The 25283-nt window shown below is 65.9% G+C and carries 26 protein-coding genes and 1 tRNA gene; 12 read left to right on the top strand and 15 right to left on the bottom strand.

What is annotated here, in order from left to right; all coding sequences use genetic code 11:
• Nucleotides 1–94: 94 nt before the first annotated feature.
• On the top strand, nucleotides 95–1795 hold the full coding sequence (locus tag AAIO73_RS00890; RefSeq protein WP_345875603.1) for a M1 family metallopeptidase: 1701 nt from the start codon (nucleotides 95–97) through the stop codon (nucleotides 1793–1795).
• On the top strand, nucleotides 1792–2028 hold the full coding sequence (locus AAIO73_RS00885; protein WP_345875602.1) for a hypothetical protein: 237 nt from the start codon (nucleotides 1792–1794) through the stop codon (nucleotides 2026–2028). Before AAIO73_RS00890 ends, AAIO73_RS00885 begins: the two co-directional genes overlap by 4 nt.
• Here the strand turns inward: AAIO73_RS00885 and AAIO73_RS00880 are convergent.
• The 7 genes from AAIO73_RS00880 to AAIO73_RS00850 all read right to left on the bottom strand — a co-directional run bounded on the left by AAIO73_RS00880 (nucleotide 2012) and on the right by AAIO73_RS00850 (nucleotide 8990).
• Nucleotides 2012–3181, bottom strand: coding sequence for a calcium:cation antiporter (locus tag AAIO73_RS00880; RefSeq protein ID WP_345875601.1), 1170 nt, complete (start codon nucleotides 3179–3181; stop codon nucleotides 2012–2014). The genes AAIO73_RS00885 and AAIO73_RS00880 overlap by 17 nt on opposite strands.
• Before the next feature lie 74 nt (nucleotides 3182–3255).
• On the bottom strand, nucleotides 3256–3954 hold the full coding sequence (locus AAIO73_RS00875; RefSeq protein WP_345875600.1) for an HAD family hydrolase: 699 nt from the start codon (nucleotides 3952–3954) through the stop codon (nucleotides 3256–3258).
• 102 nt (nucleotides 3955–4056) lie between these two features.
• Nucleotides 4057–5322 (bottom strand): ATP-dependent Clp protease ATP-binding subunit ClpX, encoded by a 1266-nt coding sequence (gene clpX, locus AAIO73_RS00870; RefSeq protein WP_055756400.1) that lies wholly within the window; start codon nucleotides 5320–5322, stop codon nucleotides 4057–4059.
• Between the two features lie 128 nt (nucleotides 5323–5450).
• Nucleotides 5451–6080 carry an ATP-dependent Clp protease proteolytic subunit gene (locus AAIO73_RS00865; RefSeq protein WP_345875599.1) on the bottom strand — a complete coding sequence of 210 codons (630 nt, stop codon included), beginning with the start codon at nucleotides 6078–6080 and terminating at the stop codon, nucleotides 5451–5453.
• A 93-nt stretch (nucleotides 6081–6173) separates the two neighbouring features.
• Nucleotides 6174–7100 (bottom strand): glycosyltransferase family 2 protein, encoded by a 927-nt coding sequence (locus AAIO73_RS00860; protein ID WP_345875598.1) that lies wholly within the window; start codon nucleotides 7098–7100, stop codon nucleotides 6174–6176.
• Nucleotides 7101–7210: 110 nt separating this feature from the next.
• Entirely contained in the window at nucleotides 7211–8839 is a 1629-nt protein-coding gene (gene tig, locus AAIO73_RS00855) for a trigger factor (RefSeq protein WP_345875597.1), read from the bottom strand.
• Between the two features lie 66 nt (nucleotides 8840–8905).
• Nucleotides 8906–8990 (bottom strand) — tRNA-Leu (locus AAIO73_RS00850).
• 137 nt (nucleotides 8991–9127) lie between these two features.
• On the opposite strand from AAIO73_RS00850, the gene AAIO73_RS00845 reads away from it, so the two are divergent.
• Complete coding sequence (locus AAIO73_RS00845; protein ID WP_345875596.1) at nucleotides 9128–9358, top strand: hypothetical protein; 231 nt, start codon at nucleotides 9128–9130, stop codon at nucleotides 9356–9358.
• A gap of 1 nt (nucleotide 9359) precedes the next feature.
• Nucleotides 9360–9578 carry a hypothetical protein gene (locus AAIO73_RS00840; protein WP_345875595.1) on the top strand — a complete coding sequence of 73 codons (219 nt, stop codon included), beginning with the start codon at nucleotides 9360–9362 and terminating at the stop codon, nucleotides 9576–9578.
• A 123-nt stretch (nucleotides 9579–9701) separates the two neighbouring features.
• On the opposite strand, the gene AAIO73_RS00835 is transcribed toward AAIO73_RS00840, so the two are convergent.
• From AAIO73_RS00835 to gatC, 4 genes are read right to left on the bottom strand one after another with little or no spacing between them, the layout of a single operon-like run.
• Nucleotides 9702–10331, bottom strand: coding sequence for a peptidylprolyl isomerase (locus AAIO73_RS00835; protein WP_345875594.1), 630 nt, complete (start codon nucleotides 10329–10331; stop codon nucleotides 9702–9704).
• Nucleotides 10328–11812, bottom strand: coding sequence for an Asp-tRNA(Asn)/Glu-tRNA(Gln) amidotransferase subunit GatB (gene gatB, locus AAIO73_RS00830; protein WP_345875593.1), 1485 nt, complete (start codon nucleotides 11810–11812; stop codon nucleotides 10328–10330). Before gatB ends, AAIO73_RS00835 begins: the two co-directional genes overlap by 4 nt.
• Before the next feature lie 40 nt (nucleotides 11813–11852).
• The gene (gatA, locus tag AAIO73_RS00825) at nucleotides 11853–13334 is read right to left on the bottom strand and encodes an Asp-tRNA(Asn)/Glu-tRNA(Gln) amidotransferase subunit GatA (RefSeq protein ID WP_345875592.1); all 1482 of its coding nucleotides are present in this window, start codon (nucleotides 13332–13334) and stop codon (nucleotides 11853–11855) included.
• The gene (gatC, locus tag AAIO73_RS00820; protein WP_056399654.1) at nucleotides 13334–13621 is read right to left on the bottom strand and encodes an Asp-tRNA(Asn)/Glu-tRNA(Gln) amidotransferase subunit GatC; all 288 of its coding nucleotides are present in this window, start codon (nucleotides 13619–13621) and stop codon (nucleotides 13334–13336) included. Before gatC ends, gatA begins: the two co-directional genes overlap by 1 nt.
• Nucleotides 13622–13726: 105 nt before the next feature.
• Between gatC and AAIO73_RS00815 the strand changes: the two genes are divergently transcribed.
• From AAIO73_RS00815 to AAIO73_RS00800, 4 genes are read left to right on the top strand one after another with little or no spacing between them, the layout of a single operon-like run.
• Nucleotides 13727–14836: a DUF3089 domain-containing protein gene (locus tag AAIO73_RS00815; protein WP_345875591.1), complete on the top strand. Its 1110-nt coding sequence runs from the start codon at nucleotides 13727–13729 to the stop codon at nucleotides 14834–14836.
• On the top strand, nucleotides 14833–15303 hold the full coding sequence (gene ruvX / locus AAIO73_RS00810) for a Holliday junction resolvase RuvX (protein ID WP_345875590.1): 471 nt from the start codon (nucleotides 14833–14835) through the stop codon (nucleotides 15301–15303). Before AAIO73_RS00815 ends, ruvX begins: the two co-directional genes overlap by 4 nt.
• Nucleotides 15304–15343: 40 nt before the next feature.
• Entirely contained in the window at nucleotides 15344–16333 is a 990-nt protein-coding gene (locus AAIO73_RS00805) for an aspartate carbamoyltransferase catalytic subunit (RefSeq protein WP_345875589.1), read from the top strand.
• Nucleotides 16330–17532: a dihydroorotase gene (locus AAIO73_RS00800; RefSeq protein ID WP_345875588.1), complete on the top strand. Its 1203-nt coding sequence runs from the start codon at nucleotides 16330–16332 to the stop codon at nucleotides 17530–17532. The genes AAIO73_RS00805 and AAIO73_RS00800 overlap by 4 nt, the downstream gene beginning before the upstream one ends.
• A gap of 43 nt (nucleotides 17533–17575) precedes the next feature.
• Here the strand turns inward: AAIO73_RS00800 and AAIO73_RS00795 are convergent, their stop codons facing one another.
• From AAIO73_RS00795 to AAIO73_RS00785, 3 genes are read right to left on the bottom strand one after another with little or no spacing between them, the layout of a single operon-like run.
• Nucleotides 17576–18817, bottom strand: a complete 1242-nt coding sequence (locus tag AAIO73_RS00795; protein WP_345875587.1) for a tetratricopeptide repeat protein — start codon at nucleotides 18815–18817, stop codon at nucleotides 17576–17578.
• Nucleotides 18814–19197: a hypothetical protein gene (locus AAIO73_RS00790; protein ID WP_345875586.1), complete on the bottom strand. Its 384-nt coding sequence runs from the start codon at nucleotides 19195–19197 to the stop codon at nucleotides 18814–18816. Before AAIO73_RS00790 ends, AAIO73_RS00795 begins: the two co-directional genes overlap by 4 nt.
• A gap of 2 nt (nucleotides 19198–19199) precedes the next feature.
• A complete protein-coding gene (locus AAIO73_RS00785) occupies nucleotides 19200–19904 on the bottom strand; it encodes an AAA family ATPase (protein ID WP_345875585.1) in 705 nt (234 codons plus the stop codon).
• A 132-nt stretch (nucleotides 19905–20036) separates the two neighbouring features.
• Here AAIO73_RS00785 and AAIO73_RS00780 point away from each other — a divergent pair, with 132 nt between their 5' ends.
• Entirely contained in the window at nucleotides 20037–20951 is a 915-nt protein-coding gene (locus tag AAIO73_RS00780) for an SPOR domain-containing protein (RefSeq protein WP_345875584.1), read from the top strand.
• 3 nt (nucleotides 20952–20954) lie between these two features.
• On the opposite strand, the gene serB is transcribed toward AAIO73_RS00780, so the two are convergent.
• Nucleotides 20955–21836, bottom strand: a complete 882-nt coding sequence (gene serB, locus AAIO73_RS00775) for a phosphoserine phosphatase SerB (RefSeq protein ID WP_345875583.1) — start codon at nucleotides 21834–21836, stop codon at nucleotides 20955–20957.
• On the opposite strand from serB, the gene miaA reads away from it, so the two are divergent.
• From miaA to ilvN, 3 genes are all read left to right on the top strand, one after another.
• Nucleotides 21835–22767 (top strand): tRNA (adenosine(37)-N6)-dimethylallyltransferase MiaA, encoded by a 933-nt coding sequence (gene miaA / locus AAIO73_RS00770; RefSeq protein ID WP_526023752.1) that lies wholly within the window; start codon nucleotides 21835–21837, stop codon nucleotides 22765–22767. The two genes, serB and miaA, sit on opposite strands and share 2 nt — an antisense overlap.
• An 87-nt stretch (nucleotides 22768–22854) precedes the next feature.
• Nucleotides 22855–24600, top strand: a complete 1746-nt coding sequence (locus AAIO73_RS00765) for an acetolactate synthase 3 large subunit (RefSeq protein WP_345875581.1) — start codon at nucleotides 22855–22857, stop codon at nucleotides 24598–24600.
• A gap of 145 nt (nucleotides 24601–24745) precedes the next feature.
• Nucleotides 24746–25261 carry an acetolactate synthase small subunit gene (ilvN, locus tag AAIO73_RS00760; RefSeq protein WP_345875580.1) on the top strand — a complete coding sequence of 172 codons (516 nt, stop codon included), beginning with the start codon at nucleotides 24746–24748 and terminating at the stop codon, nucleotides 25259–25261.
• Nucleotides 25262–25283 lie beyond the last annotated feature (22 nt).

Raw genomic sequence — 25283 nt, 5'->3', positions numbered from 1 at the left:
GGACACTCCACGACCCGGCCGAACTGCCGGACCCACACACCTATATGGTGGTGATTACCGCCCCATCAATCTCCGGTCGATGGGAAGCTGAATCGTGACAATCGCATTGGCGTTGCTATTGGCCGGCGCGGGGGCGCAGGCCCCCGCCCCCAAACTGCCCCCCGTCCCGCCGGTCCACCCAATGACGCTGCGCTCGGGGGGCGAGGTTGCGCCCGAACGCGCGGCGTTACGACTGTCACATGTCGATCTGGCGATCGAGGCGCTACCCGAACGCCGCGCGCTGTCTGGTCGGGCAGTGCTTACGATCGACGCACAGGCGGCGACGCCACGGATCGTCATCGATCTCGACGATGCCTTCACGGTTTCGGCGGTCGCGATTGGCGGAACCGTCCTTCCCGAGGCCCAGTGGCGGCAGGCTGGTGGTCAGATCGCGATTAACCGCCCGCTGACCGCCGGGCAGCGGGCGACGGTGGAGATCCGCTATGCCGGGCAGCCGCGCGTCGCCAAGCGCGCGCCATGGGACGACGGCTTCGTATGGAGCGAATGGCAGGGCAAGCCATGGTTCGGAACGACCGCGCAGCTCACGGGCTGCGATTTGTGGTGGCCCTGTCTCGATTTTCCGGCGGGTGAGCCGGGGGCGGCCGATCTGCACTTCACCGTGCCCGCCGGTCTGTCGGCCCCCGCCAATGGCGTGTTGCGCGGCATCGACCGGCTGCCCGACGGGCGGACGACATGGAACTGGCATTCCGGATCGGTGAACCCCTATGCGCTGGCGATCAGCGTTGGCCCCTATAGCGAGATCAAAGGCGAGTACCGCAGCCGCTACGGCAATATCATCCCGCTACAGCTCTGGCACCTGACGGGCAAAGAAACGCAAGCGGCGCAGTTGTTCGCCGAATTCGCGCCGACGCTCGACTTCTTCGAACGGGTCATTGGCCCCTATCCCTTTGCCGATCAAAAGGTGGGCGTGGTCGAGACGCCCTATCTCGGCATGGAACATCAGACGATCAACGCCTATGGCAACGGCTACAAGCCGGCGTCCGAAGGGTTCGACTGGCTGTTCCAGCACGAATTCAGCCATGAATGGTTCGGCAACCAAATGACGGCGGCCGACTGGGACGATTTCTGGCTCCATGAATCGTTCGCCGCCTATATGCAGCCGCTCTACGCCAAGTGGCGCGAGGGCGACGCCCGCTACATTGCGATGATGCTGATTCAGCGCGACCGGATCGCTGCCAAGGTGCCGATCGTGTCCGGCGTGCCTCGCACCGCGCGCGCGATGGAGGGGAAGGCAGGACCCAGCACCGATGTCTATTTCAAGGGCGCATGGATGTTGCACAGCCTGCGGCACCTAATCGGCGACCGGGCCTTTTTCGCCGCGACCCGACGACTGGTCTATGGCCGTCCCGATCCGAAGCCGGGCAATTTCCGCCCGCGCCTCGCCACCACCCGCGATTTCGAAACCGCCGTGGCACAGGAAAGCGGGCGAGATCTGCGCTGGTTTTTCGACGCCTATCTCCGGCGCGGCACCCTGCCAGATCTGATCGAGACCCGCGACGGCGATACGCTGACGCTGCGGTGGAAGGTGCCCGGCGACGGCCCCTTCCCCCTGCCGGTCGAAGTGGAGGTCGACGGCGTCGTGCAGACGCTGCCGATGGCGGATGGTAGCGGGACGATCGCCCTGCCCGCCGATGCCCATGTCATCGTCGATCCGATGGCGCGGTTGCTGCGCCGGTCGATCGCGGTCGAACGGATGCAGGCACCGATTGCGAAGCCGAACGTTGCAACCTCATGAAACAGCTTGGAAAACGATCGGCCGAAATGGCGGCAACCTTCATGATTGGCGACGGAATGCTCGGCCTGTTGCAGCCGCGCCGCCATGTCGAACTGTGGCAGGAGCAGGCGGGCGGCGCCGAAAGGCTGGTCCGACCCTTTGTCGGCCATCCCGGCCGTCGCCGTGCCTATGCGCTGTTGCAGATCGCCGCGGGACTGGCGCTCGCCGCCCGGCAGATCAGGGCACGACCGTGACGAAGATATAAGCGGCGAAGATCGTCAGGTGGACGATGCCCGCCAACACCGTGGTCCGCCCGTTGCCCAGCGTCAGCGTTGACACCAGCAGCGACAGTGCGAACAACACCGTCGACTTTCCGTCGATCCCCAGCGACAGCGGCCAGCCCATGACCAGCGACACGATCGCGACGCTGGGAATGGTCAGCCCGATCGTCGCCAGCGCGGATCCCATGGCGAGGTTCAGACTGGTCTGGAGTCGATCCTTGCGCGCCGCCTTCACTGCCGCGAGGCTTTCGGGGGCCAGCACCAGTGCGGCGATCAGAATACCGACCACCGCCAACGGCAGTCCCGCGCCCAGCACCGCCGCCTCGATCGTCGGCGACAGGTCCTTGGCGAGCAGTACTACACCGACCAGTGCAACCAAAAGCACGGCAAAGGCGATCCACGCGGTGCCGGCACTAGGCGGCTCGGCATGCGCGTCCTTCGGGAGCGACCCGTCGGTCGCCGGCAGGAAATAATCGCGGTGCCGCACCGTCTGCACCATCACGAACGTCGCATACAGAATGACCGACACGACGGCGACGAACGCCAGTTGCGACGCCGACAGCGTCGGCCCCGGCACCGTCGAGGTATAGTTGGGCAGCACCAGCGACATCACCGCCATCGCCGCCAGTACCGACAAAGCGGCGCTTACCCCACGCAGGACGAAGCGTTGCTCATGGTGTCGGATACCGCCGACCAGGACGCAAATACCCACGATGAAGTTCAGGATGATCATGATCGCTGCGAACACCGTATCGCGCGCCAGCGTCGCGACGTCGCCGGACCCCGACAGCATCAGCGACACGATCAGCGACACTTCGATCACCGTCACCGCCACGGCCAGCACCAGCGTCCCGAACGGCTCGCCGACCTTGTGCGCCACGACTTCGGCATGGTGGACCGCGGCAATCACGCAGCCGATCATCACGACCGCTGCCAGTACGGCCCCGGTTCCGCCGGCCTTGGCAAGGTCGATGAGGATCGCGATCAGGCCGAGCATTGGAATGAGCAAAGACCACCATGGCAAGGCCGTCCGGTCGAGCAACGCCCGCTTCGTCGCGGGCGGAACGACCGCTTCCGAATGCTCCACCGCCATCATCGCATCGTGATCGTTTGCTGCCGACATCATGCCTCCATGTTCGTTACGGTAAAGCAACCCATGGTCGGACCGATGTTTCCCTGTCGATCGGTTTATCCCGTCCGTTAGCGACCGATCGTATCGATCCAGTCCGGCAGTTCGGCCAGCGACGCCAACTGCCGGAAACGGTCGTGCTCGGCCGGTGGCGGCGCGGCCTCATGCGACCATGCCAAAGCTTGTGGCACGAACGCCGCCCATGCCCCCGCGGCAAGCGCGGGCAACACGTCCGACCGCATCGAATCGCCGGCCATCATCGCCCGTTCGGCGGCAACGCCATAGCGTTCGAACAAGCGAGTGAAGGTTTCGGTCGTCTTGTCGCTGACGATCTCGATGCCCGAAAAGCGATCGCCGAGGCCCGAAGCCGCCAGCTTCGCCTCCTGATGCAGCAGGTCGCCCTTGGTAACCAACACCAGCCGGCCGCGTTCGGCCAGCGCATCCAGCGTCGCTTCGATATCGTGCAGCAGTTCGACCGGATGCGCCAACAGCCGCCGCCCGGCCGCCAGCAGATCGGCGATCACCCCACTCGGCAGCCGCTCGCCGCCCAATTCGAGCGCGGTTTCGATCATCGAAAGGGTGAACCCCTTGGCGCCATAGCCATAGAGTTTCAAATTGCGCGCCTCGCACGCCTCAAGCGTCTCGATCGCCACATCGGCGGCCGCAAAGGGTTCGAGCATCGCGACGAAGGCGTCCTGCGCCTCTTCGAAATGGCGCATATTGTGCCACAGCGTGTCGTCGGCATCGAGGCAGATGAGTTCGATCGCCATGACAAAGCCGGTAGCCGACGAATCAGCCCTTCGAAAGCCCGCACAAACGAAATGGGCGCCGGTTGCCCGACGCCCATCTCTATCGATGGTTGGCGATGCAGCCTATGCCGCGTCGCCCGCTTTCTTCTTCTCCGCATAGACGCGGACGGGTTCCTTGCGGCCCTCGATCACGTCCTTGTCGACCACGACCTCATCGACACCGTCCATCGACGGCAGGTCGAACATTGTGTCGAGCAAAATGCCTTCTAGGATCGAGCGAAGCCCGCGCGCCCCGGTCTTGCGCTCGATCGCCCGCTTCGACACCGAGACCAACGCCTCGTCGTTGAAGCCGAGCTTCACGCCCTCCATGTCGAACAACTTCTGATACTGTTTGACCAGCGCGTTCTTCGGTTCGGTCAGGATCTTGATGAGTGCCGCCACGTCGAGATCCTCGAGCGTCGCAATCACCGGCAGACGGCCGACGAATTCCGGGATCAGCCCGAACTTCAGCAGATCCTCCGGCTCGGTCTGGCGCAGCACCTCGCCGGTGCGACGCTCTTCCGGCGCGGCGACATAGGCACCGAAGCCGATCGACTTGCCCTGCAGGCGATCCGCGATGATCTTCTCCAGACCCGCGAACGCCCCACCGCAGATGAACAGGATGTTCGTCGTATCGACCTGCAGGAATTCCTGCTGCGGATGCTTGCGACCACCCTGCGGCGGCACCGAGGCGGTGGTGCCTTCCATCAGCTTGAGCAGCGCCTGCTGCACGCCCTCGCCCGACACGTCACGCGTGATCGACGGATTTTCGGCCTTGCGGCTGATCTTGTCGATTTCGTCGATATAGACGATCCCGCGTTGCGCCCGCTCGACGTTGTAGTCCGACGCCTGAAGCAGCTTGAGGATGATGTTCTCGACATCCTCACCGACATAGCCGGCTTCGGTCAGCGTCGTGGCATCGGCCATGGTGAACGGCACGTCGAGAATCCGTGCCAGCGTCTGCGCCAGCAGCGTCTTGCCGCAACCGGTCGGGCCGACGAGCAGGATGTTCGATTTCGCCAGTTCGACGTCGGCACCCTTCTGCCCATGGTTCAACCGCTTGTAATGGTTGTGAACCGCGACCGACAGCACGCGCTTTGCCTGCTTCTGCCCGATGACGTAATCGTCGAGCACGTTGCAGATTTCCTGCGGCGTCGGAACCCCGCCATCCTTCTTGGCGACCAGTGCCGACTTCGTCTCCTCACGGATGATGTCGTTGCACAGTTCGACGCATTCATCGCAGATGAACACGGTCGGACCCGCGATCAGCTTACGCACCTCATGCTGCGATTTGCCGCAGAACGAGCAGTACAGGGTGCTCTTGGAGTCGCCGCCGCTGAGCTTCGTCATTCAATTCATCTCCCGCGTCGCCGTGACGCGTCTTTCCGCCTGTCAGGATACACACAGGCTTGTATCCGGCAATGCCTTAAAACTTTACCCGACCGCGCCGCCGGTTGAGGCGCGGTCGGCCAGGCCGCTTACGCCGTCGGGGTGGCTTCCTCGGGCGCGCCCGGACGCTTGTCGAACACCTGATCGACCAGCCCGAACGCCTTGGCCTCTTCCGCCTCGAGGAAGGTGTCGCGGTCCATCGCCCGTTCGATCTCTTCCAGCGGCTTGCCGGTGTACTTCACGTACAGCGCGTTCATCCGGTCCTTGATCCGCTGGATTTCCTTCGCCTGGATCTGGATGTCCGACGCCATGCCCTGCGCACCACCCGAGGGCTGGTGGATCATGATCCGGGCATTGGTCAGTGCCACGCGCATGCCCGGCTCGCCCGCCGCCAACAGAAAGCTGCCCATCGACGCCGCCTGCCCGATGCAGACCGTGCCGACGCGCGGACGGATATATTGCATCGTGTCATGGATCGCCATGCCGGCCGTCACCACCCCGCCCGGCGAGTTGATGTACATCCAGATGTCCTTCTTCGGATTTTCCGATTCGAGGAACAGCAGCTGGGCCGTGATCAGCGAGGCCATATGATCCTCGACGCCGCCAGTCACGAACACGATCCGCTCGCGCAACAGACGCGAATAGATGTCGAAGCTGCGCTCGCCGCGGCTCGACTGTTCGATGACGATGGGGACAAGGGCGTCGTGAATATCGTGCATTGGGTTCCCGCTGAGTAGATTTCGACCCCTACATCGGCGCTCGCGAGAGGCGACGCAAGAGGCGACCCTGCCGCGGCGCACCCGGAAAGATGGTTAGTGGTCGCCGGGTGCCCGATGCGCGAGATAGGCGAGCCGCCGCACCTCGCGCCGGCCGCGCACCACCGTGTCGAGGATCAACCCCGAAAACAGGCAGAGCGACGCCAGTATCACAAGGCCGGTAGCGAGGATCGCGGTCGGGAAGCGCGGCACCAGCCCGGTCTGCGCATAGGTGATGGCCAGCGGTACCGCGAGGATCACCGCGAAAACGGCCAGCGCCAGCCCGATTGCGCCGAAGAACCACAAGGGCCGCTCGATCCGGTACAGCGTGGCGATGGTACGCGCGATCCGGAAGCCGTCGCCATAGGTCGACAGCTTCGACGCCGATCCCTCGGGTCGCGCGAAATAGCGCGTCGCCACCTCTGCGACCGGCATGCGGAGTTCCAGCGCATGGACGCTAATCTCGGTCTCTATCTCGAACCCGGCCGACAGCGAAGGAAAGCTCTTCACGAACCGTCGTGAAAATACCCGGTATCCCGAGAGAATGTCGGTGAAACTCCGCCCGAACAGCCGTGCCAGCATGCCGGTCAGCATCGCATTGCCGAACCGGTGCCCACGCCGATAGGCCAGCACCGCCTCGCTCACCCGTTGTCCCACGACCATGTCGAGTTGCTCGTCGACCAGTCGCGCGACCAGTTGCGGCGCTGCCTCCGCATCATAGGTCGCGTCGCCATCGGCCATGACATAGATATCGGCATCGACATCGGCGAACATGCGCCGGACGACCGCGCCCTTACCCTGGATGCGTTCGGTCCGGACCACTGCCCCCGCGCCGCGTGCAACGTCGACCGTACGGTCGGTTGAGTTGTTGTCATAGACATAGATGGTCGCCTGCGGCAGCGCGGCGCGGAAACCGGCAACGGTCGCGGCGATCGCGGCTTCTTCGTTATAGCAGGGCAGCAGGACGGCGACGGTCATGGACATGGCGCGCCGTACAACATCCTGCGCCGTCGAAAGCAAGCATCCCGACAGCAAAAGGCCGCCCGCTCCCGTTCAGGAAGCGGACGGCCTTCACGCCGTTCGATCGCGAGGGATCAGCCTTCGCTGGCTTCGGTCTCGACCTTCTTCTTCGCGCGAGGCTTCTTCGCCGGAGCCGGAGCGGCGTCGCCCTCGGCAGCGTCCGCAGCCTCTTCGGCCGGAGCCGCTTCGGCCTTCTTTGCCGGCGTCTTGCGGGTCGCGGCCTTCTTCTTCGGCGCTTCGGCCTCGGCGGGTGCGTCGGGCGCGGCCGGCTCGATGTCCTTCGCGGTCACCGGCGTGGCTTCGGCATGGTCATGATCGTGATCATGGCCGTGGTCGTGACCGCAGCCCGGGCCATGCACATGCGGCACCGCGCCTTCTTCGCTCTCGATCTCGGCTTCCAGTTCCTCGCGCGTCACTTCGCGGTCGGTGATCTCCGCCTTGCCGAACAGGAAGTCGACGACCTTGTCCTCGTACAGCGGGGCGCGCAGCTGGGCGGCCGCCATCGGCTCCTGCTGGACATACTGCATGAAGCGCTGACGATCCTGCGGGCTGTACTGCTGCGCAGCCTGCATGATTAGGCGCTGCATTTCCTGCTGGCTGACCTCGATGCCGTTGGCCTGCCCGATTTCCGACAGCAGCAGGCCAAGGCGAACGCGACGGACGGCGATCTGCCGGTAATCCTCACGCTCCGCTTCCAGTTCGGCGCGCGCCGCTTCGGGATCGGCTTCATGGCCGGCTTCGTGCTGAAGCTGCGCCCAAATCTGCTCGAACTCCGCCTCGACCATCGACGGCGGCACTTCGAAATCATGGCCGGCAGCGAGCTGGTCGAGCAGCTTGCGCTTCATATGGGTGCGGGTCAGGCCGTTCAGTTCCTGCTCGATCTGTCCCTTGATGAGGCCGCGCAGCTGCTCGAGGCTCTCGAGGCCCAGCGACTTGGCGAACTCGTCGTCCGGGCCGCCTTCGGCCGGGACCTTCACGTCGGTGATCTTCAGGTCAAAGGTCGCGGCCTTGCCCTTCAGGTTTTCGGCCTGATAATCTTCGGGGAAGGTGACGTCGATCGTCTTCTCGTCGCCCTTCTTGACGCCGACCAGCTGGTCTTCGAAGCCGGGGATCAGACGGCCAGAGCCGATCTCGATCGACATGCCTTCGCCCGTGCCGCCGTCAAAGGCAACGCCGTCGACCTTGCCCACGAAATCCATGACGACCAGATCGCCGGTCGCCGCTTCATGGCCTTCTTCGGCTTCGTCATGCCGCTTGTTGTTGCTGGCGAGCTGTTCGAGCTGCTGATCGACGACCGATTCGTCGGCCGGAACGGTCAGGCGCTCCAGCTTCAGCCCGTCGATCGCCGGGGCCGGCACGTCGGGCAGCACTTCGAGCGAAACGTTGACCGCAGCGTCCTGACCGGGCGCATAGGTGCCGTCCAGCGAAACCTGCGGCGCGGTGGCCGGGCGCAGCTTCTGTTCCGCGATCAGCGTCTGAATGCCGTCCTGGATCGAGCTGTTGAGCGCGTCCTGCGACAGCGCTTCGCCGTGCATCTTGCGGATCAGGTTCGCGGGCACCTTGCCGGGGCGGAAGCCGGGCATCTTCACGGTCGGCGCAACGCGCTTCACTTCGGCATCGACCTTCGCGTCCACCTCGGCCGCGGTGATGGTCAGCGTGTAGGCGCGCTTCAGGCCCTCGTTCAACGTCTCGACAGTCTGCATTCTCGAAGCTTTCGTCAAAGTAATCGATTCGGGGCGGCTCCAGCCTCGACCGGGCGGCGGCGTCACTGGTGCGGGCGAAGGGAGTCGAACCCCCACATCTTTCGATACTGGAACCTAAATCCAGCGCGTCTACCAGTTCCGCCACGCCCGCCGAGCGGACGCCGCCGGCACGGGCGCGTCTATAGCAGCCATGCACGCCGGGGCAAGTCGCCACGCTTCGCAGAGTTGCAATGCGACCGCAACCCGCATCCATCGGACGCGTTGGGTAGGGCGAAGGAGAGGATTTCCATGCCCGTCGAACCACCGATCCCCGCCGAAACCCCCGCGCCCGATCCGGGTGTTGCGCCGACCGCGCCGCCGCCCGAACAGCCCGTTCCGCAGACTGAACCCGGCCAACCGACTGCGCCGCCGCCCGAAATCGACGTGCCCGGCCCCGACATCGACGTGCCCAGCCCGACGCCCGGCGGCGATCCGGGCGTAACCCCGGTACCCGGCCAACCCGTGATGAAAGGAAACTGACATGAGCGATCGCGATCGCAGCAGCCATCCAGACAGCCCGCCCGAGGGCGAAACCGATCGTCGCAGCGACATCGAGAAGGCGGTCGACTCCGTCAACGGTGACGTCGAGCGCGGCGGAACCGATATCGGCGCGACGTCGCCGACCGAACCGACCGTCTCGCCGGATACGGCAGGCGGTTCCGGCGGGGTGGTCCGCAATCAAGAGGGGGACGGGCAGTAATTCTGCCGCGTCCGGCGCACCTTCCTCGACGAAGAAGCTGCTACGGGGGGCCGGGCTTGCGGCGCGGGTTACGCTCCGGCGCAAACCGACCCACCCTTTCCGGCCGGTAATCAACGCTTCCCGCTAACTCGCAACCCGCCGCGCGCTAACGACCTTCACCGGCGCGGCGGGCATCTCCCCCTTGAAAGCACCGTTGCTCGCCTTTGCCGGATCGACTGGCGTGTCGAGGATCTTCAGCAGTACATCGCGACCGTCGACGATGCGGGCAAAGGCGGCATAGCCCTGCCCGTCCGCCGGCACGCCCGGTGCCGCGTCCAACGCGCGACGCTGATCGCCGACCGAGATCGTAAACTCGCCGCGCGCGGTACCAACTCCCAGTCGCGCGACCGACAACGTGCCATCGGTATGCGACAGGCCGGTTTGCGTCGTCGGTTCATGCTTGATCGGGGGCAGCATCTTCTTGGCATCGGTATGCGGACCGAACTGGACGAAGCCGAATTCCGGACCGACCTTGACGATGCGGTAGAAGCTGACGCCGTCTAGCCTTTTCTGGTCGACATAGCGCAGGAAATTGGCGGCGGTGATCGGCGCACGCTTCACTTCGACCTCGACGGTCAGCGTGCCGGCAGTGGTGACAATCGCGACACGCGGCAGCGGCGGTTCGGCGGGCGGTTGCGGAGCGGGCGTCTGGGCCCATGCCGGCCCGACACAGGCCAATGCCACCAGCAGCGCGCGTCGCGTCGTCTTCATCATCCCAGCGCCTTCTTCAGCAGATCGTTGACCACGCCGGGATTGGCCTTGCCGCCCATTGCCTTCATCGTCTGGCCGACGAAGAAGCCGAACAGCTTGTCCTTGCCGCCGCGATAGTCGGCTACCTTGTCGGCATTCTTTTCCATGACCTCGGCGATCACCGCCTCGATCGCGCCGGTGTCGCTGGTCTGCTTCAGCCCACGCTCTTCGACGATGGCATTTGCCCCCTGCCCGGTTTCGAGCATGATTTCGAACACCTGCTTCGACAGCGTGCCCGACAGCGTGCCGTTGGCGACCAGCTTGAGCAGTTCCGCGCCCTGCGCCGGCGATACCGGGCTGTCGCCGATGGTCTTGCCCAAACGATTCAGCGCACCATACAGGTCGGAAATCAACCAGTTGGCAGCCGACTTTGCCGGCACGTCCGAACCGCATTCCGCCAGCAGTGCCTCGAACCAGCGCGCCGTTTCGACCTCGGCGGTCAGCACCGCAGCGTTGTATGCCGAAAGGCCGAGTTCGCCCTCATAACGCTTGCGCTTGGCGTCGGGCAGTTCGGGCAGCGACGCGCGGCATTCCTCAAGGAACGCATCGTCGAGTTCGAGCGGCAACAAATCGGGATCGGGAAAATAGCGATAATCGTGCGCGTCTTCCTTCGACCGCATCGACCGCGTGACGCCCTTGTCCGGATCGAACAGGCGGGTTTCCTGCACGATGCGACCGCCATCCTCGAGCACCGCGACCTGCCGGTTCGCTTCATATTCGATCGCGGCCATGACGAAGCGCACCGAATTGACGTTCTTCGTCTCGGTCCGGGTGCCGAATTCCTCGCCTGGACGCCGCACCGATACGTTGACGTCCGCGCGCATCGACCCCTGGTCCATATTGCCGTCGCACGACCCGACGTAGCGGAGAATCGTTCGGAGCTTCGACAGGTAAGCCCCTGCTTCGGCGGGAGAACGCATGTCGGGACGGCTAACGATTTCCATCAGCGCCACGCCCGAGCGGTTCAGGTCGACATAGGAACGCGTCGGGTGCTGGTCGTGCATCAGCTTGCCGGCATCCTGCTCGACATGGATGCGCTCGACCCCGATTGCCTTGGGGACGCTGTTCGGGTCCTTTTCGTCGAGCACGATCTCGACCACGCCTTCCCCGACCAGCGGATGGTAGAGCTGGCTGATCTGATAGCCCTGCGGCAGATCGGCATAGAAGTAATTCTTGCGGTCGAAGCGCGACCATTTGTTGATGACCGCATCGATTGCCATGCCGGTCCGCACCGCCTGCCGAATGCATTCGCGGTTCGGGGTCGGCAACATGCCCGGCATCGCCGCGTCGACTAGCGACACCTGCGTATTCGGCTCGGCCCCGAACGCCGTTGCCGCGCCGGAGAACAGCTTGGCGTTCGAGGTGACCTGCGCATGGACTTCGAGGCCGATCACGACCTCCCAGTCGCCGGTCGCGCCACGGATGCGGTAGTTTGATTCAGTCATTTCGCATTCCTCTCGCACCGCACGCAGGCGGCGCGGCCAATCACCACCACTTATCTGCGCGAGCCACGAACCCGGCCCGCTGCTCGATCGCCAGCCCGGCGTTCAGCACGCCCTGCTCGTCCAGCGGCCTGCCGATGACCTGCAACCCCAGCGGCAGGCCGTCCTTGTCGACGCCACCCGGCACGCTCATCGCGGGCAGCCCTGCCAACGACGACGGCACGGTGAAGACGTCGTTGAGGTACATCGCAATCGGATCGGCGCTCTTCTCACCGAGCGCGAACGCGGCCGACGGCGCGGTCGGGGTCAGCAGCACGTCGCACTGTTCGAACGCCTGTTCGAAATCGCGCGCGATCAGCGTCCGCACCTTCTGCGCCTGCGTATAATAGGCGTCGTAAAAGCCGGCGGAGAGCACATAGGTGCCGATCATGATCCGGCGCTTCACCTCGTCGCCGAAGCCGGCGGCGCGGGTCGCGGCGTACATGTCCTGCAAGCCGGCACCATCGGGCAACACCCGCTGGCCATAGCGCACGCCATCATAGCGCGCGAGGTTCGACGACGCTTCGGCCGGCGCGATGATGTAATAGGCCGGCAGCGCATATTTGGTATGCGGCAGCGAGACCTCGACGATTTCCGCCCCGGCATCCTTCAGCCAGTCGATACCCTGCTGCCACAGCGCCTCGATCTCCGCCGGCATTCCGTCGACGCGGTATTCCTTCGGAATGCCGACGCGCTTGCCGCGCAGGTCGGCGTTCAGCCCTGCTTCCCATGCGGGCACGGGCAGGTCGAGCGACGTCGCATCCTTCGGATCGAATCCGGCCATCGCCTCCAGCATGATCGCGCAGTCGCGCACGTCGCGCGCCATCGGCCCGGCCTGATCGAGCGAGGAGGCGAAGGCGACCACGCCGTAGCGCGAGCAGCGGCCGTAGGTCGGCTTGATGCCGGTGATGCCGACGAACGCGGCCGGCTGGCGGATCGAACCGCCGGTATCGGTGCCGGTCGCCGCCGGGCACAGCCGCGCCGCGATCGCCGCCGACGACCCGCCCGACGAACCGCCGGGTGCCAGCGGCGCTGTATCGCCCGGCCGCCGCCATGGCGAAATGACGTTACCGAACGCGCTGGTTTCGTTGGACGACCCCATCGCGAACTGGTCGAGGTTCAGCTTGCCCAGCATCCCCGCACCGGCATTCCACAGATTGCCGGAAACGGTCGATTCATACTGGGGAACGAACCCCTTCAGAATGCCGCTCGCCGCCGTCGTCTCGACGCCCTGCGTGCAGAACAGGTCCTTCATGCCGATCGGCACGCCGGCCAGCGGCTTCAGCGTCTCGCCAGCGGCGCGCGCATCGTCGGCCACCTTGGCGGCGGCACGGGCATAGTCGGGGGTTTCGACGAGGAAGGCGTTGAGCGGCTTCGCAGCGGCAACCGCGTCGATGAACGCATCGGCGACGTCGCGGGCGGAAAATTCGCCGCCGCGCACGCCGTCGCGGATCGCGGCGACGCCAAGGTCGGTCAGGTTCGACACTATTCGATCACTTTCGGAACGGTGAAAAAGCCATGCTCGCCCTGCGGCGCATTGGCGAGCACGCGGTCGCGCACATCGCCATCGGTGACGACATCGTCGCGCAAGCGCAGATGATTGGGGATGACGGCGGTCATCGGCTCGACGCCGCTGGTATCGACCTCGCCCAATTGCTCGATGAAGCCGAGAATATTGCCGAGTTCGGGTGCCAGCTTTTCGGCTTCGGCATCGGTGATCGCGATACGGGCAAGGCCGGCCACGCGTTTGACGGTTGCAGGTTCGACGGACATGGCACGGCGGCTAGCATCCCGCCGCGCCCCCCACAAGCACCGCAAAGCGGTTGCACGGGAACGCCGCTTCCCGCACTCAAGGCGCAATCACCAGCGGAGATCGGTTTGGCGCGCAAGTTCCTGTATGTCGTGGCGGCGCTGATCGTCCTCGCGATCGCGGCGCTGTTCGCGTTTCGCCTGTTCGGCAATGACCTGTTGCGCCGCGCGATGGTGCCGAGCGTCGCGTTCCGCGCCGAACCGGCGATGCCCGCCAACGCCTATGCCGACCGCGCCATGTGGTTCGCGCGGCCGGGACTGACCAACACACCGATCGACTGGCTGCCGCAGGGCGTCACGAGGACGGCACCCGGCAATGCCGAAATCTTCTTCATCCATCCGACTTCGTTCGTCGGGACCGACCGGTGGAACGCCGCGCTGGACGACAGCGAGACCAATGGTCGCGCGCAGGTGTTCTTGCGCGGACAGGCCAGCGCGTTCAGCGGCGCCGGGCAGGTCTGGGCACCGCGCTATCGGCAGGCGACGTTCGGCGCGTTCCTGACCAGCGATGCCGCTGCTACCCAGGCGCTCGACCTCGCCTATCGCGACGTGTCGGCCGCGTTCGATACCTTCGTTGCCGAAGCCGACCCCGAACGGCCGATTATCCTTGCCGGGCATAGCCAAGGCGCCCTCCACCTCACGCGCTTGCTGCGCGAGAAAGTCGCCGGCACCCCCCTCGCCAGCCGGATCGTCGCCGCCTATGTCGTCGGCTGGCCGATATCGAGGGTGACCGACCTCACCGCGCTCGCCCTGCCCGAATGCGCCACTGCCGATCAGGCCGGTTGCATCCTGTCATGGCAAAGCTTCGCCGAACCTGCCGACCCGACGCTGGTCGTCGAGCAATATGATGCCTCGACCGGTTTCGACGGCAACCCGCGAAAGGGCACGGCGATGGTCTGCACCAACCCGTTGACCGGCACAGCCAACGCCGCCGCGCCCGCTACCGCCAACCGAGGCACGCTGATCCCCGACAAAGAACTGACCGACGCGACCATGGCACCGGGACTGGTCCCCGCACGGTGCGACGAACGCGGTTTCCTGCTGATCGGCGACAATCCGCCCGATCTCGGCCCCTATGTACTGCCGGGCAACAACTGGCACGTCTATGATTACAGCCTGTTTTGGGCGGATGTCCGCGCCGATGCACTGCGCCGGTTGGCGGCTTGGGAGAAACGATGATTACCGAAGACCGCGCCGTCTTTCGCGACGCGCTGCCCGATGGCGGACGGCTGATCGGGCTGGACGTCGGCACCAAGACGATCGGCACGGCTTTGTGCGACGCCGGGTGGAGTTTCGCTAGCCCGGCTGTGCTGGTGAACCGCACGAAATTCACCGCCGACAAGGCGCAACTCGGGACGCTGATCCGGCAACAATCGGTGCGCGGCATCGTCATCGGCCTGCCGCTTAACATGGACGGCAGCGATTCGCCGCGGACGCAATCGGTCCGCGCCTTTGCCCGCAATCTTGACGATACCGGCATGCCGATCTTCCTGTGGGACGAACGCTGGTCGACGGTCGCGGTCGAACGACAGATGATCGCCGAGGATCTGAGCCGCGCCAAACGCGCCGAACGCGTCGACAAACTCGCCGCCGCCTATATTCTGCAAGGTGCGATCGACGCGCTGGTCAACGTTCCGCTCGCCTGAGCTTGCGCGCGCGCGCCCTCCGGCTTAACCGGTCGCTTCGATGCCTAGCTCAGACCACCGCCCCGCCGCCATGATCGATGGGGGTGCCGTTTTCCCGCATCGCCACCTGACCGGGATCGAGGGGTTGCAGCCCCATGAGATCCTGTTCCTGCTCGACGAAGCCGAACAATGGATCGACGCCAATCGCAGCCGCGGTCCCAGCGACCACTGGCTGGACGGCGTGACGCAGATCAACGCCTTTTTCGAGAACAGCACGCGCACGCTGCTGTCGTTCGAGATCGCCGGCAAGCGGCTCGGCGCAGACGTCGTCAACATGCATGCCGGCCAGTCGAGCGTGAAGAAGGGCGAGACGCTGATCGACACCGCCGTCACCCTCAACGCGATGCGCGCCGACGTCATCGTCATCCGCCACAGTTCGTCGGGCGCGGTGCAGCTGATCGCCGACAAGGTCGACTGCCCGGTGCTGAACGCTGGCGACGGCTGGCACGAACATCCAACCCAGGCGCTGCTCGACGCACTGACCATACGCCGGCGGTTGGGCGAGATCGCCCATAAGCGCGTCGTGATCTGCGGCGACATCCTCCATAGCCGCGTCGCGCGGTCGAACATTCTCGCCCTCACCACCCTCGCCGCCGAAGTCCGCGTCGTCGCGCCGACGACGCTGATGCCGCAGGCGATCGAATCGATGGGCGTCACCCCCTTCACCGATTTCGATGCCGCGTTGGAAGGTGCCGATGTCGTGATGATGCTGCGATTGCAGAATGAGCGGATGAATGGCGGCTTCATCCCGTCGACCCGCGAATATCATTTGCGCTACGGCCTGACCCGCGAACGGCTGAAGCGCGCCGAACCGCACGCGATCGTCATGCATCCCGGCCCGATGAACCGCGGGATCGAGATCACCAGCGACGTCGCCGACGATCCCGAACGATCGACGATCACCGAACAGGTCGAAATGGGGGTCGCGGTCCGCATGGCATGCCTCGACGTGCTCACTCGACGCAGTCGCGGCGTGGAGGGCTGGGCATGAACATGTTCTTCACCGGCGGCACTTTGGTCTGCCCCGACCACGGCGTTCTCAACGGCGATCTGTCGGTCACTGGCGACACGATTGCGCAGGACGCGCCGGGTGCCGACCCGATCGACATAACGGGCAAGCTGCTGGCGCCCGCGATCGTCGATTTGGGCGTATTCGGCATCGATGCGGCGGCATGTCGTGCGGGCGGGATCGTTCGCGTCGGCCTGATGCCCGATCAGGCACCTGTCCTCGACGATCCGGGCATCGTCGCGCGGGCCGCGCATATGGGCAAGCCCGACATCTGGATTCATCCGCTGTCGGCAGCGACGCAGGGGTTGCGCGGCACCGACCTCGCCGAAATGGCGATCAATGCCGAAGCCGGCGCGGTGGCGGTTGCGACCGGCCGGCGCTGGATCGCCGACAGCGGCGTGATGCGCAAGGTGCTGGCCTATGCGCGCGATTGTGAACTTGTCGTTGTCGCGCATGCGGAGGATGGCGGTCTGGCAGGCGACGCAGTGGCGACGTCGGGCGAAACCGCGACCCGGCTTGGCCTGCCCGCGGCGCCGGCCATGGCCGAGGCGCTGGCGATCGCTCGCGACGTGATGCTGGCCGAGGATACCGGCGCGCGGCTGCATTTCCGGCAGGTGACGACCGCCGCCGGATTCGACCTGGTCCGCGCGGCGAAGCGGCGCGGGGTCCGCGTTACCTGCGGCATCACCCCGGCCCATCTCTATTTTTCCGACATCGCAATGAGCGATTTCCGCACCTTCGCGCATCTCTCCCCGCCGCTGCGCGACGAAAGCGATCGGCGGGCGGCACGCGCCGCGCTGGCGGACGGGACGATCGACGTGCTCTGCTCAGGCCATGACCCGCGCGGACCCGAGGCAAAGCGCCTGCCCTTCGCCGATTCGGAGCCGGGCATGGCGGGGGCGGAGACGCTGCTGGCGTTGGGACTGGGGCTGGTCCGCGACGGGCTGATCGGGCTCGATCGCCTGTTCGCGCTATTGGCGCGCAATCCTGCGAAGCTGCTCGGGCTCGATTCGGGCACGCTGACGATTGGAGCGCCGGCCGACCTGATCGTCGTCGATCAGGATTTGCCGTGGCAGGTTCGCGCCGATGCGCTGGCGGGCAAGGCGGCAAACACCCCGTTCGACGGGCTGCCGGTGCAGGGCCGCGCAGTGCGGGTGATAAAGGGCGGCGCGTTCCTGTAACGGAACGCGCCGCCTCCTCCTGGGAGAGGCTCGGGAAACTGGTTTAGCGCGATGCGAGCCGCTCGGGACCGGCCCAGCTCGCAATTTGTTCGCCGGCATGGGTGCGAACGAAGCAACGGTCGCCCTTCGCCCGGACGCTGCCGCACAGCGACGCCGCATCGGCCCGCGCGAACCCGCCGACCGACAGCCGATAGAAGCTGGCGCCACGGACACTCGCCTGCATACCCTGCGGCGACATTTCGGCAAGCCGGGGTACGTTTCGACTCAGACGCCGCCATGCCGTACGAGCAACCGCCGCACTGTCGAACGCGCCGAGCTGCACATAATAGCCGCCCGTGCTGCGCGGTGCGGCGGCCATACGAACCGGTGCAACGGAACGCCCGCCTGCCCCGCGATAGTCGCGCGGCAGGGCCTGTACTATCTCCTGCCGCGGAGCGAAGGTGATTGCCGGCCGTACGATCGCCGCCAGTTGCGTCGGGGCCGCTTCAGGCGCCGACGGCACATCGACCGGCTCGGCCGGTGCCTGCGCGACCGCCACCGGCGCCGCATCGCCCGGCGCTGCCAAGGCGAGTTGCACCGGCTGCCCGCGATCGACCACCGGCGTCACGCCCAGCAAGGCCGCCACCTGCTGCGCCGCCGATTGCGGCCGCGCGAAGCCCGCCCATTCGACCAGTCGCGCATCGACCTGTTCGGGCGACATATCGACCGACGCGATCGTCCGTGCCTCGACCCAGCGCCCGTCGAGCGCCAGTGCGAGCGCCAGATTCTGCCGCATTGTCGCCGTCGCCGCCGGATCGCGCGCCGCATTGCCGAGCAACGCGATGCCTCCCGCCGGATCGCCCGCAAGTGCCAGCGCCAACCCGCGATCGGCATCGGTGATCCGCGCGGCATGGGCGTTCAGCGTCTGGCGCGCAGCCACCCATTCGCCGGTAGCCGTCTGCGCCAGTGCGAGGTTCAGCGCCGCGCGACCATCGGCCGGGTCCAGCGCCAGCACGTCGCTGAACGCCTGCGCCGCGGAAGCGAAGCGACCAGCCTGTAGATAGGATTTGCCCAACAGGGTGCGATATCCGGCATCGCCCGGCATCAGGGCGACCGCCTGTTCGGCAAAGGTAACGGCTTCGTCACCGCGCCGCTTCGCCAGCGCTTTCGCCGCTTTGCCGGCCAGCTTCTGCGCCATGCCCTGCTCCGACGACGCCACCGCCATGGTCCCGCTGGCAACGAGCGCCAGCGAACCGCCAAGCATCGTCGCGGCAAGGCCGATCGATACGAACAAATGGGTCTTCATTGCGCACCCTTTGCGGCCCCATCGGGGGCAAGGCGCTGAACGAGCGCCGCGATGTCGGACGTCGACGGGAGGGACCGGTCTAGTGTTTCGAGAATAAACGCTTCGGGCGAGAGATCGCGCACTGTCGCCGCCAGCCGCAGCCGTAACAGCCGATCGGCGTCGAGCCGCAGCGTGATCGCCTCACCGGCTGCCGCCTGCAGTTTCGCACGCTCGTGCAACACCGCAGGAACCGGCATCGTCTCGCCAAGATCGTTCCAGCCGAGATCGTCGCCGGGATCGATCGCATCGCCGGTCCCATGCGGTCGCATCGCCGGACGCGCCTCGCCCTTGCGTGCCAGCAGACCCGGATTGATCTGCGTCGGATTGCGCGGTGCCGCCATGACTAGCCCCGCACCCGACGGCCGAAACCGCCCGTCGCTCGCGGTCCGCCCGGCAGCGTCGGCACCGCGAACACGGTGCGACGGAAATTCTTTTCCAGCCGGTCCTGAATATAGGACCACAGCGCCTCGATCTCCGCACTCGACTTCGACGTCGGATCGATCTCCATGACCGTGCGACCGTCGACCATCGACGATGCGAAATCGACACGGTGATGGATCGTCACCGGCGCGACGGTGCCGTGCTGCGACAGCGCCATTGTTGCCTCACTCGTGATCTTCGCCCCCGGCGTCGCGGCATTGACCACGAACACCAGCGGCTTGCCGGCACGATCGCACAGATCGACCGTCGCGCCCACCGCGCGCAGATCGTGCGGGCTCGGTCGGGTCGGCACGACGATGAGTTCGGCGACGGCGATCACGCTCTGGATCGCCATGGTGATGGCCGGCGGCGTATCTATCACTGCCAGTTTGAAGCCGTGCCCGCGCAGCGTCTCCAGATCGGCGGCCAGTCGTGCTACCAGCGTGTGCGCAAAGGCGGGTTCGTCGGAGACGCGGGCATTCCACCAGGCGGCCAGCGACCCCTGCGGATCGATATCGACCATCACGACCGGCCCGGCGCCCGCCCGCTCCGCCTGCACAGCGAGATGGCCAGACAAGGTCGTCTTGCCCGATCCGCCCTTTTGCGATGCCACCGCCAGAACGCGCATGCCGCCAACGTCTCCCTTCTCTTGACGCCGGGAGTCGCATGGTCGTCGCTAAAATGCGGTTAACGTCCGGTACGGGGACGGCGGATCGCGAAAGCCGTTCCGCCGATCGACAAGCGCTGGTAATGGATCGGCATGATCGCAAAGGGAATTAGAATGCGCGGTGCGAAGGGGCTGGCGATGGCGGTGGCGATGCTGGCGGCGCCGGCGTTGGCCGATGTGAAGGCCGGAGTCGAGGCGTGGTCGCGCGGCGACTGGGCGACGGCGGTGAAAGAATGGCGCGATCCGGCAGTCGCGGGCGACGCCGATGCGCAGTTCAATCTGGGGCAGGCGTACAAGCTCGGCCGCGGCGTGCCGATGAGCCTGACCGAAGCCGAAACATGGTATGCCCGCGCTGCCCAGCAGGGCCATCGCCAGGCCGAGGACAATTACGGTCTGATCCTGTTCCAGAACGGCAAGCGTGCCGAAGCCGTCCGGTGGCTGGAGAAATCCGCCGAGCGGGGCGAGGCGCGTAGCCAGTTCGTGCTCGGCACCATGTTGTTCAACGGCGATGCCGTCCCGAAGGACTGGCGGCGCGCCTATGCGCTGATGACGCGCGCGTCGTCGGCCGGATTGCCGCAGGCGTCGGCGACGCTGGCACAGATGGACCGCTACGTCCCGTTGCCCGATCGGCAGGCGGCACTGGCCATGGCCCGCGATCTGGAACGCGGCGCGGGACGCCCCGCCCTGCCCGTCGCGACCGTGCCACAGGCGCAGGCAGCGCCGGCCCCGCCCGCCCCGGTCGCGAAGCCTGCCCCCGCCCCCAGGCCCGTCGCGAAGCTGCCGGTCGCCAGCGGCGATTGGCGCGTACAGCTCGGCGCGTTCCGTGATGCGGGCAACGCGCGGCGGCTATGGGGAGAGGTTGCGAGCCGGTTCGCCGGCCGTCAGCCCTTCTATGACGATGCCGGCGGCGTCACCCGTTTGCAGATCGGCCCGTTCGCCACCAGTGCCGAGGCGGGCCGCGCCTGTGCCGCGATCCGCCCGACGACCTGCGTGCCGGTCAAACGCTGACCTTCAGTCCGCCGCCCAGGCGGCGGACGCGATCCCCTGTATATAGAGCAGCGCGGTCAGGTCGTTATGGTCGATCCGCACGCCTGCTTCGGCGGCGACGATCGGCTTGGCGTGATAGGCGACGCCCAGCCCCGCGCGACGGATCATCGGTAGGTCGTTGGCACCGTCGCCCACTGCCAGGGTCACCGCCGGATCGATCCCCAGTTCGTCGATCGCCTGGAGGAGCGTGACCTCCTTGGTCGTCGCATCGACGATCGGCTTGCGGACCTTGCCGGTAAGCTTGCCGTCCTCGATCAGCAGGCGGTTGGCGATCATCCGGTGAAAGCCGAGGTCGGTCCCGACCGGTTCGGCGAAGCGGGTGAAGCCTCCAGAGACGAGGATGGTCATGGCGCCGCGCGCGCGCATCGTCCGGATCAGCGTCTCCGCGCCCGGCATCAGCTTGACCCGTTCATCGAGGCAGCGCTGGATCGCGCTCTCGTCCAGCCCTTCCAAGAGTGCCACCCGCGCGTCGAGTGCCGATGCGAAGTCGAGTTCGCCGCGCATTGCGCGCTCGGTCACTTCTGCGATCTGGGCCTTGATGCCGGCATAGTCGGCCAGTTCGTCGATGCACTCGACGGTTATCATCGTCGAATCCATGTCGGCGACCAACAGCTTCTTTTCGCGGTTACTGGCGGGCTGGACGGCGACGTCCGTACCGGCAAACACGCATTCTATCGCGGCCCGCGCGGCGCGCGGTTCGTCGGCGAAGCGGATATCGGCAGCCCGGCCCTCGTCGATCCACGTCCAGCCCTCGACCAGACAGTTAGCCCCATCGAGCCGGTCTGCAGCGGCGGAAATATCGCCCGCGGCGATCGATTCAGCTGCTATCAGCGTGGCGATGAACATGGCGAATTCTCCTGACCGTCCGAGGGTCGCGCTCATCGCAGGCCCGACCGCCAGCGGCAAGTCCGCGCTCGCGATCGAAATTGCCCGCGCGCATGACGGCGTCGTCATCAATGCCGACAGCGCGCAGGTCTATCGCGACCTGCGCATCCTCTCCGCCCGCCCGTCCCCACAGGAGGAAGCACAGGCGCCGCACCGGCTGTTCGGCCATGTCGACGGCGCGGACAGCTATTCGGCGCCAGCATGGGCGAAGGACGCCATCCGCGAGATCGACGCTGCCCATGCGGCTGGCAAGCTGCCGGTACTGGTCGGCGGCACCGGCCTGTATCTGCGCACGCTGATCGACGGTATCGCGCCCGTCCCGGAGATCGATCCCGCCATTCGCGAAACGGTCCGGGCGCTGCCGGTCGCGGACGCGGCCGAAGCGCTGCGATCCGCCGACCCGGAAGCTGCCGTGCGGCTGAACCCCGCCGACACCACCCGTATCGCCCGCGCCCTCGAAGTGGTGCGGTCGACCGGACGGACGCTTGCCGACTGGCAGCGCGACCGCACCGGCGGCATCGGCGATCGCATCGCCATTTCGCCGATCATTCTTCTGCCAGAGCGCGACTGGCTGACGGAACGCTGCGACCGTCGCTTGGCGGCGATGTTCGATGGCGGCGCGGTCGAGGAAGTGGCGGCGCTGCTGGCGCGCGACGATATCGCGTCACAGGCCTCGGTCCGTCGTGCGATCGGCGTGATGGAGATCGAACGCTGGCAAAACGGCGAATGGACCCGCGACGAAGCGCTGCGCGAAGCCCGTTTCGCAACGCGGCAATATGCCAAACGGCAATATACGTGGTTCCGCAACCAGCCGCCGGACGATTGGCTTCGCACCAGCGAAACCGAAACATGCGGACTTTTGGACCAATTCGACACTTTATTACGTCGATGACGGTTGACACGTACATTTATGGCGACTAGCGACACCGCTCCAACGGTGCTATCGCGCCTGCGAAATTGTTTGAGGAGTTGAAGACCCATGACCGAGAAGAGTGGAGCCGCCATTTTGGTCGAGGCCCTCGTCGACCTCGGCGTGGAAGTCGTATTCGGCTATCCGGGTGGCGCGGTCCTGCCGATCTATGATGCGCTGTTCGAACATAGCCGGATCAAGCACATCCTCGTCCGCCACGAACAGGCTGCCACCCATGCGGCGGAGGGCTATGCCCGTTCGACCGGCAAGCCGGGCGTCGTGCTGGTCACTTCGGGTCCGGGGGCGACCAACGCCGTCACCGGCATCACCGACGCGCTGCTCGACTCGATCCCGATGGTCGTCATCACCGGACAGGTTCCGACCGCGCTGATCGGCACCGACGCGTTTCAGGAGGCCGACACCGTCGGCATCACGCGCCACTGCTGCAAGCACAATTATCTGGTGAAGGATCCGGCCAAGCTCGGCCATGTCATTCACGAGGCGTTCCACATCGCCACGGCCGGTCGCCCCGGCCCGGTCGTGATCGACATTCCCAAGGACGTGCAGGTCGCGACCGCGCGCTATACCAAGCCCGGCCCGATCCAGCACAAGACCTATCGCCCGAAGGTGAAGGCCGACCGGGCGGCGATCGAACAGGTCGTCGACATGCTGGCCGCCGCGGAACGCCCGGTGCTCTACACCGGTGGCGGTATCATCAATTCGGGTCCGGGCGCGTCGCAGCTGCTGCGCGAACTCGCGCGGATTTCGGGCGCGCCGGTCACTTCGACGCTGATGGGTCTGGGCGCCCTGCCCGCATCCAGCCCGCAATGGCTGGGGATGCTCGGCATGCACGGCACTTACGAAGCGAATATGGCGATGAACGAGGCCGATCTGGTCGTCGCGATCGGCGCGCGCTTCGACGACCGGGTGACGGGGCGGCTCGATGCCTTTTCCCCGCGCAGCCGCAAGGTCCATATCGATATCGACCGTTCCAGCGTGAACAAGATCGTCCGTGCCGATCTCGGCATCATCGCCGATGCCGGTCACGCGATGGAGGACATGGTCCGCGTGTGGAAGGCGCGCCAGCATCCCAAGCCCGACCTGTCGGCATGGTGGTCGAAGATCGATGGCTGGCGGGCGAAGCGCTGCCTCGACTTCCCGGAGTCGACCAAGGAAATCATGCCGCAGCGGGCGATCCGTGCGCTGTACGAGGCGACCAAGCATCGCGCGCCGATCGTGTCGACCGAAGTCGGTCAGCACCAGATGTGGGCCGCGCAGCATTTCGGGTTCGAAGCACCGAACAAGTGGCTGACCAGCGGCGGTCTCGGCACGATGGGCTATGGCTTGCCCGCCGCGATCGGCGCGCAGCTCGGCAATCCGGGAGCGCTGTGCATCGACATCGCCGGTGAGGCGTCGATCCAGATGAACATCCAGGAGCTGGCGACGGCGACGCAATATCGGCTGCCGGTCAAGGTGTTCATCCTCAATAACGAATATATGGGCATGGTCCGCCAGTGGCAGGAACTGACCTATAGCTCGCGCTACTCGAACAGCTATTCGGACTCGCTGCCCGACTTCGTGAAGCTGGGCGAGGCCTATGGCTGGAAGGGCATCCGCATCGAAGGGCCGGATCAGCTCAAGGCCGGCATCCAGGCGATGCTCGACCATGACGGCCCGGTGATCGTCGACTGCATGGTGGCGAAACTCGCCAATTGCTTCCCGATGATCCCGTCGGGCGCGGCGCATACCGACATGATCCTGCAGGCCAACGAAGTCTCGGGCGAGATGGACGACGAGGCCAAGGCGCTGGTTTGACCTTTTAGTTCCTCCCCGCTCGCGGGGAGGGGGACCGCTCGAAGAGCGGTGGAGGGGGATCGTCTCATACGTAGCGCTGGTGGAGGTCCCCCTCCACCAGCCTGCGGCTGGTCCCCCTCCCCGTGCCGGGGAGGAATTTTTCAGAATGCACATCAAGACCGAAAAGACCGAACGGCACACGCTGGCCGTGCTCGTCGACAACGAACCTGGCATCCTCGCGCGCATCGCTGGGCTGTTCTCGGGGCGCGGCTATAATATCGAAAGCCTGACCGTTTCGGAAATCACCGTCGACAAGGCGGTTAGCCGGATTACCATCGTCACCAGCGCATCGCCCCCGGTGATGGAACAGATCATCGCCCAGCTCGACCGGCTGGTGCCGGTCCACAAGGTCGTCGACCTGACCGTGCAGGGGGCGCATGTCGAACGCGAGTTGGCGCTGGTGAAGGTCGTCGGCACCGGCGAGCAGCGCATCGAGGCGCTGCGCCTCGCCGAGGTCTATCGCGCCCGGGTGGTCGATGCGACCGTGTCGAGTTTCGTGTTCGAGGTGACGGGATCGATCGAAAAGATCGACAAGTTCACCGAATTGATGGCTGAAGTCGGTCTGGTCGAGGTTGCTCGCACCGGCATCGCCGCCATCGCCCGCGGACGAGAGGCCGCCTGAACCCATCCATCGCGCCCGAAAC

This window comes from Sphingomonas epibiotica (assembly GCF_039615155.1).
Lineage (GTDB): Bacteria > Pseudomonadota > Alphaproteobacteria > Sphingomonadales > Sphingomonadaceae > Sphingomonas.
Note: the sequence above shows the minus strand (reverse complement) of the source record. Positions and strands in the feature narration are given on the sequence as shown.

Coding starts and splice junctions, on each gene's coding strand:
- AAIO73_RS00860 (WP_345875598.1), bottom strand. CDS start 7,100: ATGTCCATGACCGTCGCCGTCCTGCTGCCCTGCTATAACGAAGAAGCC.
- AAIO73_RS00800 (WP_345875588.1), top strand. CDS start 16,330: ATGAACATGTTCTTCACCGGCGGCACTTTGGTCTGCCCCGACCACGGC.
- AAIO73_RS00840 (WP_345875595.1), top strand. CDS start 9,360: ATGAGCGATCGCGATCGCAGCAGCCATCCAGACAGCCCGCCCGAGGGC.
- AAIO73_RS00845 (WP_345875596.1), top strand. CDS start 9,128: ATGCCCGTCGAACCACCGATCCCCGCCGAAACCCCCGCGCCCGATCCG.
- serB (WP_345875583.1), bottom strand. CDS start 21,836: ATGTTCATCGCCACGCTGATAGCAGCTGAATCGATCGCCGCGGGCGAT.
- AAIO73_RS00780 (WP_345875584.1), top strand. CDS start 20,037: ATGATCGCAAAGGGAATTAGAATGCGCGGTGCGAAGGGGCTGGCGATG.
- AAIO73_RS00885 (WP_345875602.1), top strand. CDS start 1,792: ATGAAACAGCTTGGAAAACGATCGGCCGAAATGGCGGCAACCTTCATG.
- ruvX (WP_345875590.1), top strand. CDS start 14,833: ATGATTACCGAAGACCGCGCCGTCTTTCGCGACGCGCTGCCCGATGGC.
- ilvN (WP_345875580.1), top strand. CDS start 24,746: ATGCACATCAAGACCGAAAAGACCGAACGGCACACGCTGGCCGTGCTC.
- AAIO73_RS00865 (WP_345875599.1), bottom strand. CDS start 6,080: ATGCACGATATTCACGACGCCCTTGTCCCCATCGTCATCGAACAGTCG.
- AAIO73_RS00790 (WP_345875586.1), bottom strand. CDS start 19,197: ATGGCGGCACCGCGCAATCCGACGCAGATCAATCCGGGTCTGCTGGCA.
- miaA (WP_526023752.1), top strand. CDS start 21,835: ATGGCGAATTCTCCTGACCGTCCGAGGGTCGCGCTCATCGCAGGCCCG.
- tig (WP_345875597.1), bottom strand. CDS start 8,839: ATGCAGACTGTCGAGACGTTGAACGAGGGCCTGAAGCGCGCCTACACG.
- AAIO73_RS00880 (WP_345875601.1), bottom strand. CDS start 3,181: ATGATGTCGGCAGCAAACGATCACGATGCGATGATGGCGGTGGAGCAT.
- AAIO73_RS00785 (WP_345875585.1), bottom strand. CDS start 19,904: ATGCGCGTTCTGGCGGTGGCATCGCAAAAGGGCGGATCGGGCAAGACG.
- AAIO73_RS00795 (WP_345875587.1), bottom strand. CDS start 18,817: ATGAAGACCCATTTGTTCGTATCGATCGGCCTTGCCGCGACGATGCTT.
- gatC (WP_056399654.1), bottom strand. CDS start 13,621: ATGTCCGTCGAACCTGCAACCGTCAAACGCGTGGCCGGCCTTGCCCGT.
- AAIO73_RS00835 (WP_345875594.1), bottom strand. CDS start 10,331: ATGATGAAGACGACGCGACGCGCGCTGCTGGTGGCATTGGCCTGTGTC.
- gatB (WP_345875593.1), bottom strand. CDS start 11,812: ATGACTGAATCAAACTACCGCATCCGTGGCGCGACCGGCGACTGGGAG.
- AAIO73_RS00765 (WP_345875581.1), top strand. CDS start 22,855: ATGACCGAGAAGAGTGGAGCCGCCATTTTGGTCGAGGCCCTCGTCGAC.
- AAIO73_RS00875 (WP_345875600.1), bottom strand. CDS start 3,954: ATGGCGATCGAACTCATCTGCCTCGATGCCGACGACACGCTGTGGCAC.
- clpX (WP_055756400.1), bottom strand. CDS start 5,322: ATGACGAAGCTCAGCGGCGGCGACTCCAAGAGCACCCTGTACTGCTCG.
- AAIO73_RS00805 (WP_345875589.1), top strand. CDS start 15,344: ATGCCTAGCTCAGACCACCGCCCCGCCGCCATGATCGATGGGGGTGCC.